10 protein-coding genes are annotated in these 13,889 nt (G+C 50.8%); all 10 read left to right on the top strand.

Translation table 11 applies throughout. From position 1 onward, the window contains the following. The first annotated feature begins 27 nt into the window (after positions 1–27). The 10 genes from DW096_RS12065 (at position 28) to DW096_RS12020 (ending at position 13,858) form a co-directional block, all read left to right on the top strand. A complete protein-coding gene (locus DW096_RS12065) occupies positions 28–1,395 on the top strand; it encodes an MATE family efflux transporter (protein ID WP_009037201.1) in 1,368 nt (455 codons plus the stop codon). A 269-nt stretch (positions 1,396–1,664) separates the two neighbouring features. Continuing rightward, entirely contained in the window at positions 1,665–4,187 is a 2,523-nt protein-coding gene (locus DW096_RS12060) for a heavy metal translocating P-type ATPase (RefSeq protein ID WP_057087090.1), read from the top strand. A gap of 88 nt (positions 4,188–4,275) precedes the next feature. Beyond that, positions 4,276–5,214: a DMT family transporter gene (locus tag DW096_RS12055; protein ID WP_005824237.1), complete on the top strand. Its 939-nt coding sequence runs from the start codon at positions 4,276–4,278 to the stop codon at positions 5,212–5,214. A gap of 22 nt (positions 5,215–5,236) precedes the next feature. Further along, a complete protein-coding gene (locus tag DW096_RS12050) occupies positions 5,237–5,752 on the top strand; it encodes a nucleoside 2-deoxyribosyltransferase domain-containing protein (protein ID WP_005824239.1) in 516 nt (171 codons plus the stop codon). 83 nt (positions 5,753–5,835) lie between these two features. Further along, complete coding sequence (pyrH, locus tag DW096_RS12045; protein ID WP_005835090.1) at positions 5,836–6,546, top strand: UMP kinase; 711 nt, start codon at positions 5,836–5,838, stop codon at positions 6,544–6,546. Between the two features lie 113 nt (positions 6,547–6,659). Further along, the gene (gene frr / locus DW096_RS12040) at positions 6,660–7,220 is read left to right on the top strand and encodes a ribosome recycling factor (protein ID WP_005824243.1); all 561 of its coding nucleotides are present in this window, start codon (positions 6,660–6,662) and stop codon (positions 7,218–7,220) included. A 106-nt stretch (positions 7,221–7,326) separates the two neighbouring features. Beyond that, entirely contained in the window at positions 7,327–8,259 is a 933-nt protein-coding gene (gene rsgA / locus DW096_RS12035) for a ribosome small subunit-dependent GTPase A (RefSeq protein WP_005824247.1), read from the top strand. Positions 8,260–8,380: 121 nt separating this feature from the next. Continuing rightward, positions 8,381–9,463, top strand: coding sequence for an efflux RND transporter periplasmic adaptor subunit (locus DW096_RS12030; protein ID WP_005824248.1), 1,083 nt, complete (start codon positions 8,381–8,383; stop codon positions 9,461–9,463). A 40-nt stretch (positions 9,464–9,503) separates the two neighbouring features. Further along, positions 9,504–12,536, top strand: coding sequence for an efflux RND transporter permease subunit (locus DW096_RS12025; protein ID WP_016274175.1), 3,033 nt, complete (start codon positions 9,504–9,506; stop codon positions 12,534–12,536). Beyond that, entirely contained in the window at positions 12,533–13,858 is a 1,326-nt protein-coding gene (locus DW096_RS12020) for a TolC family protein (protein ID WP_005835080.1), read from the top strand. The genes DW096_RS12025 and DW096_RS12020 overlap by 4 nt, the downstream gene beginning before the upstream one ends. Positions 13,859–13,889: the final 31 nt, after the last annotated feature.

Raw genomic sequence — 13,889 nt, 5'->3', positions numbered from 1 at the left:
CCGACCTTAATGAATTAAATAATATAAATGAAGCCCAGAGACAGACAAATACTGCAAATAGCCTTACCTTCCATCGTATCGAACATCACCGTGCCGCTGCTCGGCCTGATTGATGTAGCCATCGTCGGCCATCTGGGTTCGCCCGCCTACATAGGCGCCATTGCCGTGGGTGGCATGCTGTTCAATATCATCTACTGGATATTCGGCTTTCTGAGGATGGGTACCAGCGGAATGACCTCGCAAGCATTCGGTAAGCGGGATTTGCCGGAGGTGGTCCGCCTACTGTTGCGTTCCGTGGGCATAGGCCTGGCAGTCGCATTCTGTCTCATCCTGCTGCAAACGCCTATCAGGCAGGGAGCCTTCCTTCTCATCCATCCCACGGATGAAGTCAGAGAAATGGCAACGCTCTATTTCCATATCTGCATCTGGGGTGCACCTGCCATGCTGGGGCTATACGGACTGACGGGATGGTTCATCGGCATGCAGAATTCGCGTATCCCCATGTATATAGCCATCACACAGAATGTGGTCAATATCATTGCCAGCCTCGGACTGGTTTATCTGTGTGGGATGAAAGTAGAAGGAGTAGCTTTGGGGACGTTGATTGCCCAGTATGCTGGCTTCCTGATGGGCATTGTCCTTTGGATGCACAACTACGGCAGGCTGAAAAGATTCTGGGAAATTAAAAATTATAAATTAAAGATTAAAGGGAGAGAAGGGGCAGGTATCTGGGAGAAAGAGGCGATGTTCCGGTTTTTCCAAGTGAATAGGGATATTTTTCTGCGTACCCTTTGCCTGGTGGCAGTCACGTTGTTCTTCACTTCGGCGGGAGCTTCGCAGGGAGAGATTATTCTGGCGGTCAACACGCTGCTGATGCAGCTCTTCACCTTATTCTCGTATGTAATGGACGGCTTTGCCTACGCTGGCGAAGCCTTAAGCGGCAGATACATAGGCGCACGCAACCGGGAAGCCTTTACAGACACCGTCCGGCACCTCTTCGGATGGGGAGCGGTGATGGCGGTTCTCTTTACATTGGTTTATGCGCTGGGAGGCAATGCCTTCCTCGGACTATTGACGGATGACAAAGAAGTGATAGCTGTTGCCGACACCTATTTTTATTGGGCGCTTGCCGTGCCCGCCGTCGGGATAGCCGCCTTCATCTGGGACGGCATCTTCATCGGTGCCACCGCCACGCGAGGAATGCTCCTCTCCATGGCAGCGGCAGCTGTCAGCTTTTTTATCTTATATTATGGGCTGCATCCCGTCCTGGCAAACCATGCTCTATGGCTTGCCTTCCTCACTTACCTGCTGATGCGGGGAGTGGTGCAGACAGGCTTGAGCCGGGAAGTCATCCGACGGGCATTTCCCAGCAAGAAGGAACCTGCTTGGCGTTAGGGGTAGGCTATGAACAATTTCAAGGGAAAAAGCATTATCTTTGTATCGCTATGACTGATATAAAATATGGATTCCACCCTCCAGAACAAGGCGTCAGGTAGCCAGTATACGGTGCCAAACAAGTTTCAACTTTTGGCACCATCGGTTTCAATGCGAGAAACCGACGGTTTCAAGTAGTGAAACCAACGGTATCTCGGAATAAGACTGACGGTATTTGCATTTGGAACCAAGTCACTCATAGCAAGAGTAATGACTTATACAAAATTGTTATGGCAGAAAAGAATATAGTTCAAGAGACATTTCCCGTATTGGGAATGAGTTGCGCCTCATGCTCCGCACGGGTAGAAAAGACGCTGAACCATCAGTCAGGTGTCAAGAAAGCGGTCGTAAACTACGCTTCGGCAACGGCAACCGTGGAATATGACCCTACGAGCTGTTCTTCCGAGGCTTTGCAGCAGGCTGTGCAGGCGGCCGGATATGACTTGTTGATAAACCAGGACGGCAACACGCTCGAAGAGGCGGAAGAGGCCCACAACAAGAAATTCAGCGTATTGAAATTCCGCACAACCTGGGCCATCATCTTGTCTATGCCCGTTGTCATCATAGGCATGTTCTTCATGGATATGCCCCATGCCAATCCCATCATGTGGGCGTTGTCCACTCCCGTCGTATTCTGGCTGGGGCGGGGATTCTTCACCAGCGCCTGGAAACAATTGCAGCATGGCAGCGCCAATATGGACACACTGGTAGCCATCAGTACGGGGACCGCCTATCTGTTCAGCCTGTTCAACATGCTATTTCCGGACTTCTGGCTATCCAGAGGCATCCATCCGCATGTATATTTTGAGGCGGCAAGTGTCATCATAGCCTTTATCCTGCTGGGCCGCCTGCTGGAAGAAAAAGCGAAAGGAAACACCTCAACCGCCATCAAGAAACTGATGGGGCTCCAACCCAAGACTGTGACCATCATTGTGGATGAAGGACACGCTGTCCCTCACTCTTCCTTTGAGCGCGTTATCCCTATCGAGCAGATTCGCCCCGGAGACATCGTCCTGGTGAAACCCGGAGAACGGATTGCCGTGGATGGCATCGTGACGGAAGGTAGCTCCTACGTAGACGAAAGTATGCTGAGCGGCGAACCGGTAGCAGTATCCAAGCACAAAGACGCCAAGGTCTTTGCAGGTACCATCAACCAGAAGGGAAGTTTCCGCTTCCGGGCAGAGAAAATCGGCACGGATACACTGCTGGCGAAGATTATACACATGGTGCAGGACGCGCAAGGAAGCAAGGCACCGGTGCAGCAGCTGGTGGACAAGATAGCCGGGATATTCGTGCCTACCATTATAGGCATCGCAGTGCTTGCCTTCATCGCATGGATGCTACTGGACGGAACCGGCGGATTCACCCACGGATTGCTGGCATTTGTCACGGTGGTCATCATCGCCTGCCCGTGTGCACTGGGACTGGCTACTCCTACCGCCATCATGGTAGGCATCGGCAAGGGCGCCGAAAGGGGCATTCTGATAAAAGATGCCGAAAGCCTGGAGATTGCCAAGAAGATAGACACCGTGGTACTCGACAAGACCGGAACGGTGACCGAAGGAAAACCGGTAGTCAGCAAACTGATATGGAATACGCAGGCAATGACGCCCGGTACTGGCGCCACTGCAGGCAATGCGCTGTCGGACATTTTCTATAGTCTGGAGAAGCTCTCGGAACATCCGTTGGCAGAAGCCGTGGTGAACCACCTCAAGGAGTCGGCCCCCATAGACATTCAATACTTTGAAAGCATCACCGGAAAAGGCGTGAAAGGACGGGCACAAGGCCGGACCTACCTCGCCGGGAACCGGAAACTGCTGGAAGAAAACCATATCGCCATCCCCCCCTCCCTGCAGGAAGAGGCAACCCGACTGACATCGGAAGCACAGACCGTCATCTGGTTTGCCGATGAAGAAAACGTGCTGGCAATAGCCGGAATTACAGACCGGATAAAGGAAACTTCCATCCGCGCTGTCAGCGAGCTGCGCGCCGCCGGCATCGAAGTCCACATGCTGACCGGAGACAATGAGGCCACCGCCCGTGAGATTGCCCGCAAAGCAGGCATCGCCCACTACCAGGCCAGTGTATTGCCGCAGGACAAGGCTGCCTTCGTCAGCCGGTTGCAGGCAGAAGGCCGGAAGGTTGCCATGGTGGGCGACGGCATCAACGACAGCGCCGCCCTTGCCCAAGCCGACTTAAGCATCGCCATGGGTGGAGGCAGCGACATCGCCATGGATGTAGCCAAAATGACCATCATCTCTTCCGACCTGGCTAAGATACCGGAAGCTCTCTGTCTGTCGCGTCTCACCGTCCGGACCATCCGGCAGAATCTCTTCTGGGCATTTATATATAATATAATAGGTGTACCCATTGCGGCCGGAATACTCTATCCCATCAACGGCTTCCTGCTGAACCCGATGATAGCCGGTGCGGCCATGGCATTCAGCAGTGTCAGTGTGGTGAGCAACAGCCTGCTGCTGAAACGGAAAAGAATACATGAAGGAGAAGAAAACAAAGAAGTTGAACCGCCAACAGAAACAATCATGAAGAAAGAATTCAAAGTAGAAGGCATGATGTGCAACCATTGCCGCATGCATGTAGAGAAAGCATTGAACAGTATGGAAGGCATACACGCCACCGTAACCCTGAACCCTCCGGTAGCCACCGTAGAGTTTTCGGACGGTGAAAAGACGCTCGAAGAACTGCAGAAAGTAGTGACGAAAGAAGCCGGCGACTACACACTGAAGGCATAAGTGTAGAATTCATACGGTTTTCATACAGAAAAGAAGGAGGAAATCAAAGTAAATATCTACCTTTGCGCGCTAATTTACAGATAAAGATATGAACGCAAAAGCCAAAGGATATATTTTAGGTTCCATCGCCGCAGCCTCCTACGGCATGAATCCACTGTTTGCCCTCCCGTTGTACAAGGCCGGCATGGACCCGGACTCGGTACTTTTTTTCAGATACCTCTTCGCCATCCCGTTGCTGGGCATTATGATAAAGGCGAGAGGGCGGTCATTCAAGATACAGCGGAAAGAAACATTTCCGCTCATCATCATGGGATTGCTCGTGGCCCTCTCCTCACTGACGCTTTTTCTGAGCTATAACTACATGGCCGCCGGCATAGCGTCTACACTGCTGTTCGTCTATCCCATCATGGTGGCGCTTATTATGGCCATGGTTTTCAAAGAGAAGCTGGCACTGCAAACCATCGTCTGCATGCTGCTTGCACTGGGAGGTATCGGACTGCTCTACAAGAGCGAGGACGGCAGCACACTGAGCCTGATAGGGACACTGCTGGTTTTCGCGTCTTCCCTTTCCTATGCCATATACATCGTGGGCATCAACCAGACATCGTTGAAAAATGTGGCTACGCTTAAAGTCACCTTCTATGTCCTTCTCTTCGGCCTATCGCTTTTTGTGGCACGCCTGCTCTATTCCGGCGTACTGAACACACCGGACCAGTGGTATCTGTGGGCCAATCTGCTTGCATTGGCTGTCTTCCCCACCGCCATATCCTTCCTCTGCACTACCGGTGCCATCCAATATATCGGCTCCACCCCGACCGCCATTCTCGGCGCATTGGAGCCCGTGACAGCCATCTTCTTCGGAATAGCCGTCTTTGGAGAAAGCCTGACAGTCAGAGAAAGCTTCGGACTGGTGATGATTATCGTAGCCGTAACGTTCGTCATCGCAGGAGGCAATATTACAAGCCAACTGGTCCGTTTCAGGAAACTGTTCCCAAGACTCCCGATAAGAAGCAAGAAAAGAAACTAATCCTATAAAACCATCACCAACCATGAAGAAAAGTCTCTACCTGCTTTTACTGCTGTTGTTTCCTATCGGGCTGCAGGCTCAGTCCGAGGTTATAGTACTCCACCCGGATGAAGGCAAAGCCGAAGTGAACGAAGCCGAATACACCAGAATTTTCCTGGCAGGCACCATCGACATGGGCAAAAGCATAGACTGGCAAAAGGCAACCTGCGACTGGTTCCGCGCACGCCCCCAAGGTAAATACATCCTATACAATCCCCGAAGGGACAAGGGACTCAGCGGCGAAATGTCCGACTTTGAACATCAAGTGAACTGGGAACTGGAACATCTGGAAAAAGCCGACCTAATAATCATGAATATCCTGGCAAGCAGCAAGTCCCCCATCACCCTGCTGGAGATGGGACTGCACATGCGTTCGGGCAAACTGCACGTTATCTGTGAACCCGGTTTCTACCGCTACGACAATGTGCGGATTACTTGCAACCGCTATGGCGTTCCGTTATATCACAGCATGGACGAGTTCCTAAAGACTGTGCGTTAGGCAACTATCCTACCACATTCTGCTGCACTTTTCAGTTTAATTCTTTATCTTTGCTGCAAAGCAATGTAACAAAACTATATATTATGGCAACCTATAAAAGAATCTTATTGAAACTCAGCGGCGAGAGCCTGATGGGTGAAAAGCAATACGGCATCGACGAGAAACGCCTTGCCGAGTACGCAGCTCAAATCAAAGAAATCCACGAATTGGGAGTACAAATAGGCATCGTGATAGGCGGTGGAAACATTTTCCGCGGATTGAGCGGTGCCAACAAAGGGTTCGACCGTGTGAAAGGCGACCAGATGGGAATGCTGGCAACCGTCATCAACAGCCTTGCACTCAGTTCGGCTCTGGTAGCTGCCGGCGTGAAGGCCCGCGTGCTGACTGCCGTACGTATGGAACCCATCGGTGAATTCTACAATAAATGGCGTGCCATCGAATGTATGGAAGCAGGCGAAGTAGTCATCATGTCCGCCGGTACAGGCAATCCGTTCTTCACTACCGATACCGGTTCCAGTCTGCGCGGCATCGAGATTGAGGCGGATGTCATGCTGAAAGGTACCCGTGTGGACGGCATCTACACCGCCGACCCGGAGAAGGACCCGACAGCCACGAAGTTCCACGACATCACCTACGACGAAGTGCTGAAGCGCGGTCTGAAAGTGATGGACCTCACTGCCACCTGCATGTGCAAAGAGAATAACCTGCCCATCATCGTTTTTGACATGGACACAGTGGGTAATCTGAAAAAAGTGATGCAAGGAGAAGAAATCGGTACACTGGTGCACAATTGAATGGAAAATGGAGAATAAAAAATGAATGTTATTTAATTCTTAATTCTCAATTTTCAATTTAATAATTATATTTGCAAAGTTTCAAATCAAAGCTATTTCAAAACGAAAATAATATGAGAGACGTAAAAGACATCTTAGACGAAGCGCAAGAAAGTATGGACATGGCCATCATGTATCTGGACGAGGCACTGGCTCATATCCGCGCCGGAAAAGCCGATATCCGTTTGCTGGACGGTATCCGTGTGGATTCTTATGGAAGTATGGTTCCTATCAACAATGTGGCAGCCGTAACCACTCCGGACGCACGCAGCATTGCCATCAAGCCATGGGATAAGAGCATGTTCCGCGTCATTGAAAAGGCCATCATTGACTCCAGTCTCGGCATCATGCCCGAAAACAATGGTGAGATTATCCGTATCGGCATCCCGCCACTGACGGAAGAACGCCGTAAACAACTTGCCAAACAGTGTAAGGGAGAAGGAGAAACTGCCAAGGTAAGTGTACGTAATGCACGCCGTGATGCCATCGACGCCTTGAAGAAATCCGTAAAGGACGGACTGGCCGAAGACGCCCAGAAAGGCGGTGAAGAAAAGCTGCAGAAGATTCACGACAAGTTCATCAAGCAGATTGATGACATGCTGGCTGCAAAGGATAAAGAAATCATGACCGTTTAATTAAGTTGAAAACGGAAAATGGAAAGTTGAAAATAAACCGATATACCAAGTATAGAAGCCTTTCAACCTTCCATTTTCAACTTTCAACTTTCAACTTTCAATTATTTTGAGGGGACTCGTTATAAAAAACACCGGAAGTTGGTACTTGGTACGGACTGACGACGGAAGGGAGATTGAATGTAAAATCAAAGGGAACTTCCGGCTGAAAGGCATACGAAGCACTAATCCCGTGGCTGTAGGCGATTATGTGAACATCATACTGAACCAAGAAGGTACGGCCTTTATCAGCGAGATAGAGGACCGGAAGAATTACATCATCCGCCGCGCCTCCAACCTTTCCAAGCAATCGCACATTCTTGCTGCCAACCTCGACCAGTGCATGCTCATAGTGACGGTGAACTATCCCGAGACCTCCACTACCTTTATAGACCGTTTTCTCGCCTCTGCCGAGGCATACCGTGTTCCCGTCAAGATTATATTCAACAAAGTGGATGCCTACAATGAAGAGGAACTGCACTATCTGGACAGTCTCATCAACCTTTACACCACCATCGGCTATCCTTGTTTCAAGGTTTCTGCCAGAAAAGGGGAAGGCATCGACACTATCGAGAAAGAACTCAAAGGACGCATAACCCTCTTTTCCGGACATTCCGGAGTAGGGAAATCGACACTCATCAAGGCAATACTGCCCGATATAGAGATTAAAACCGGAGAGATATCCACCTATCATAATAAAGGTATGCACACCACTACCTTCTCAGAAATGTTCCCGGTTCCGGGCAACGGATATATCATTGACACTCCGGGCATCAAAGGTTTCGGAACATTCGATATGGAAGAAGAAGAGATAGGCCACTACTTCCCGGAAATATTCAAGGTATCTGCCGACTGCCGTTACGGCAACTGTACCCACCGCCACGAACCCGGATGCGCTGTACGCGAGGCTGTCGAGAAGCACTATATCAGCGAATCCCGTTACGCTTCTTATCTGAACATGCTGGAGGACAAGGAGGAGGGAAAATACCGGGCTGCTTACTGATTTGTCATTTTATCACCTTTCCAATCCATATTCTTACACTTTTTAACTCTTTATCTTTTAAACTATTCTCTTTTCCCGTAGTCTAATCTAAGGCTGATTTTATTACTACTAATACTACAACATGAATAAGAGAGTTAAATGGGGCATCATTATCGTGATTGGTGCCGGACTGATTGGAGGAGGAATCTACTCCCAATTACCTAAAGAGAATGAAGAATTAGCCGCTGCAGACAAGGTGATGACCGGTCAACGTAGCGGTAAGAAAATTCTAAACGTAAACGCAAAAATAATCAAACCGCAACTGCTGAAGGATGAAATACAAATCAGCGGCAGCCTGCTGCCGGATGAGGAAGTGGACCTTTCTTTCGAGACATCCGGCAAAATCATAGAGATAAATTTTGAAGAAGGCAGCTTCGTCAAGAAAGGACAATTACTTGCCAAAGTTAATGACCGGCCGCTGCAAGCACAATTGCAACGCCTCGTCTCCCAATTAAAGTTGGCAGAAGACCGCGTGTTTCGCCAGAACGCCCTGCTGGAAAGGGATGCGGTCAGTAAAGAAGCCTACGAACAAGTAAAGACCGAGCTGGCCACCCTGAATGCCGACATTGACCTGATAGAATCGAACATCGCACAAACTGAGCTGCGTGCTCCTTTCGACGGTGTCATCGGTCTGCGCCAAGTCAGTGTGGGTACTTACGCTTCCCCTACAACCATTGTAGCCAAACTCACCAAGATTTCGCCGTTGAAGGTGGAATTTGCCGTACCCGAGCGGTATGCCAATGACGTAAAGACCGGCGCCGGACTGGACTTCACTCTCGAAGGAAAGCTAAATACCTTCCACGCCACGGTTTATGCACGCGAATCAAAGATAGACCCTACTACCCATACCCTGACAATCCGTGCACTTTATCCCAATGCCAACGGAGCTGTGCTTCCGGGCCGCTATGCCAGCATCAAGCTGAACAAGGATGAAATTCAGGACGCCCTTGCCGTACCGTCCGAAGCCATTGTACCGGAAATGGGAAAAGACAAGATATTCCTCTATAAGTCGGGAAAAGCCCAGCCGGTAGAGATTACTACGGGAATCCGTACGGAAGCGGAAGTACAAGTATTGCAAGGCTTGCAGGCAGGAGATACCATCATCACCTCGGGAACCCTGCAACTCCGTACCGGACTACCGGTAACACTGGACAATATCAATTGACAACTGTCAATTATCAACCGTTAATTATCAATTGTAAAGAATGAATATATCCGAATTAAGTATACGGCGACCGGTACTCTCGACAGTACTTACCCTGATAATCCTGCTGTTTGGCTTCATCGGCTACAATTATCTGGGTGTACGCGAGTACCCATCTGTAGACAATCCCATCATATCAGTATCCTGCTCCTATCCGGGTGCCAACGCCGATGTCATCGAGAACCAGATAACGGAGCCTCTGGAGCAGAACATCAACGGTATTCCCGGCATACGCTCCCTCTCCAGTGTCAGCCAGCAAGGCTCATCACGCATTACAGTAGAGTTTGAGCTTTCCGTTGACCTGGAAACCGCCGCCAACGACGTACGTGATAAAGTGTCGCGTGCACAACGCTATCTGCCTCGTGACTGTGACCCTCCTACCGTATCAAAAGCCGATGCGGACGCCACCCCTATCCTAATGGTTGCCCTCCAAAGCGACAAACGTTCCCTACTGGAGCTCAGTGAAATAGCCGACCTGACTGTCAAGGAGCAGCTTCAGACTATTTCAGATGTAAGTAGTGTAAGCATCTGGGGAGAAAAGCGCTATTCCATGCGGCTTTGGCTGGACCCCATCAAGATGTCCGGCTATGGAATCACTCCTCTGGATGTAAAGAATGCGGTGGACAACGAAAACGTAGAGCTCCCTTCCGGAAGTATCGAAGGAAACACTACCGAGCTCACCATCCGTACGTTGGGTCTGATGCATACAGCCGAAGAGTTCAACAATCTTATCCTGAAGGAAGACGGTAACCGTATTGTCCGCTTCAGCGACATTGGACGTGCCGAACTGGGACCAGCCGACATCAAAAGTTATATGAAGATGAACGGTGTGCCCATGGTAGGTGTCGTAGTAATTCCGCAGCCGGGTGCCAACCACATTGAAATAGCCAACGCCGTATATGACCGCATGGAGAAGATGAAGAAAGACCTTCCCGAAGATGTTCATTACAACTACGGTTTTGACAATACCAAGTTTATCCGCGCTTCTATCGACGAGGTGAAGCAGACGGTGTATGAGGCCTTTGTACTGGTTATCATCATCATTTTCCTCTTCTTGCGCGATTGGCGTGTGACGCTTGTGCCATGTATTGTAATCCCCGTTTCGCTGATTGGAGCTTTCTTCGTCATGTATCTGGCCGGTTTCTCCATCAATGTGCTCTCCATGCTTGCCGTGGTGCTTGCCGTGGGCTTGGTGGTGGACGACGCCATCGTGATGACGGAGAACATTTATGTCCGCATCGAGAAAGGGATGCCACCGAAAGAAGCCGGCATAGAAGGAGCCAAGGAGATTTTCTTTGCCGTCATCTCCACTACCATTACGCTGGTGGCGGTATTCTTCCCTATTGTATTCATGGACGGTACGACAGGACGACTGTTCCGCGAATTCAGTATCGTGGTCTCCGGTTCGGTGATTATCTCCTCCTTCGCCGCATTGACTTTTACGCCGATGCTTGCCACCAAACTTTTAATCAAAAGGGAACAGCAGAGCTGGTTCTATCGCAAGACCGAACCTTTCTTCGAAGGGATGAACCGGGTATACAGCCAGTCACTGGCCGCCTTCCTGAAACGGCGCTGGATTGCCCTGCCCTTCACCATCGTCACCATCCTGCTTATCGGAGTCCTTTGGAATACTATCCCGGCTGAAATGGCGCCATTGGAGGACCGTTCGCAAATCAGTATCAATACAATGGGTGCCGAAGGAGTGACTTACGAATATATCCGCGACTATACCGAAGACATCAATCATCTGGTGGACTCCATTATCCCGGATGCAGAAGCGGTAACAGCGCGTGTATCCAGTGGTAGCGGTAACGTACGTATCACACTGAAAGACATGAAAGACCGTGACTATACCCAGATGGAGGTTGCCGAAAAGTTGTCGAAGGCAGTGCAGAAAAAGACCATGGCACGCTCTTTCGTACAGCAGTCCTCCTCATTCGGAGGACGGCGCGGCGGTATGCCCGTGCAGTATGTATTGCAGGCAACTAATATCGAGAAATTGCAGGAGGTGCTCCCCAAGTTCATGACGAAGGTCTACGAAAATCCGGTATTCCAGATGGCAGACGTAAACCTGAAGTTCAGCAAGCCTGAAGCGCGCATCAACATCAACCGTGACAAGGCGAGTATCATGGGCGTAAGCACCAAGAACATTGCCCAAACTCTGCAATACGGCTTGAGCGGACAGCGTATGGGCTACTTCTACATGAACGGAAAGCAATACGAGATATTGGGCGAAATCAACCGCCAGCAACGCAACAAGCCCGCCGACCTGAAAGGTATCTATATCCGAAGCGACAACGGGAACATGGTGCAGCTGGACAACCTGATAGAGCTGACCGGCGGTATCGCCCCTCCGAAACTGTACCGTTACAACCGTTTCGTGTCCGCCACCATCTCCGCGGGGCTTGCCGACGGGAAGACCATCGGGCAAGGACTGGACGAAATGGACAAGATTGCCAAGGAGACACTGGACGAGACCTTCCGTACCGCACTGACCGGAGACTCCAAGGAGTATCGCGAAAGCTCCTCCAGTCTGATGTTCGCCTTCATCCTTGCCATCGTGCTGATTTACCTGATTCTGGCCGCCCAGTTCGAGAGCTTCAAAGACCCGCTGATTATCATGCTGACGGTGCCTCTCGCCATTGCCGGCGCGCTGGTATTCATGTATTTCGGAGACATCACGATGAATATATTCAGCCAGATTGGCATCATCATGCTGATTGGTCTGGTAGCAAAGAACGGTATCCTGATTGTGGAGTTCGCCAATCAGAAGCAGGAAGCGGGTGAAGACAAGATGCGAGCCATCAAGGACGCCTCCCTGCAACGTCTGCGCCCCATCCTGATGACGAGTGCCTCCACCATCCTGGGATTGATACCGCTTGCCTACGCCACCGGCGAAGGCTGCAACCAGCGCATCGCCATGGGTACTGCCGTCGTAGGCGGCATGCTCATCTCCACACTGCTGACGATGTACATCGTGCCTGCCATATATAGTTATGTATCAACGAACCGAAGTAAACTGAAGACCGAATGAAACGCATTGTTTTAATTTTCATAGCCACTGCCTGCACAGCGCTGGACCTTTATGCACAGCCTGCGCCTACCTACACCTTGAAGTCCTGCCTGGAGCAGGGATTGCTGAACAACTACTCCCTGCGCATTGTCCGCAATGAAGAGCAGGTCAGCAAGAACAACGCCACACTGGGCAATGCGGGCTACCTGCCCACACTGGACCTCTCCGCCGGCTACAAGGGAACCATAGACAATACCGAGACCAAAGCCCGAGCCACCGGAGAGACAACCAAGGACAACGGAGTGTTTGACCAAACTCTCGATGCAGGCATCAACCTGAACTGGACCATCTTCGACGGTTTCAACATTACCGCCAACTACCAACGGCTCAAGGAGCTGGAACGCCAAGGCGAGACCAATACGCGCATCGCCATCGAGGATCTGATAGCCAACATAGCCGCCGAATACTATAACTATGTGCAGCAGAAAATCCGCTTGAAGAACTTCCGTTATGCCGTATCGCTATCCAAAGAGCGCCTGCGCATTGTGGAAGAGCGTTACCACATCGGTAACTTCTCGCGCCTGGACTACCAGCAGGCCAAAGTGGACTTCAATGCCGACAGTGCCCAATACATGAAACAGCAGGAACTGCTGCACACCTCACGTATCCAGCTGAACGAACTCATGGCAAACAAAGATGTAGACCAGCCGTTTATCATACAAGACAGCCTCATCAACGTGACCGCCTCCCTGAACTTCGAGGAGCTGTGGAACGCCACCCTCACCATCAACGCCTCACTGCTACGTGCCGAACAGAACAATACCCTGGCCCGTCTGGACTACAAGAAAGTCTGCTCGCGCGACTACCCATACGTGAAGATGAACGGCGGATACGGCTACACCCTCAACAAGTATGACATCTCTGCCAACAGCCGCCGCAGCAACCTCGGTCTGAACTTCGGCGTCACGGTCGGCTTCAATCTGTTCGATGGCAACCGGCGCCGCGAACGCAAGAATGCCCGCATTGCCGTGCAGAACGCTCGCCTGGAACGGGAGCAACTGGAGCAAGCCCTGCGCGCCGATCTCAGCAACCTATGGCAGGCCTACCAAAACAACCTGCAAATGCTGAACCTGGAACGCCAGAACCTTGTGGCTGCCAAGGAGAACCACGAGATTGCCATGGAACGATATATGCTGGGCAACCTCTCGGGAATCGAGATGCGCGAAGCCCAAAAGAGTCTGCTGGATGCAGAAGAACGTATTCTCTCCGCGGAATATGATACCAAATTATGTGAAATCTCCCTACTGCAAATCAGTGGAAAAGTAGCGCGCTATATGGAATAAGCAATATAATCCGTACCTTTGCGCCCGGTTT

Source organism: Bacteroides sp. AM07-18, from assembly GCF_003602695.1.
Classification (GTDB): Bacteria; Bacteroidota; Bacteroidia; order Bacteroidales; family Bacteroidaceae; genus Bacteroides; species Bacteroides uniformis.
This window is presented reverse-complemented; position numbering and strand designations above follow the sequence as displayed.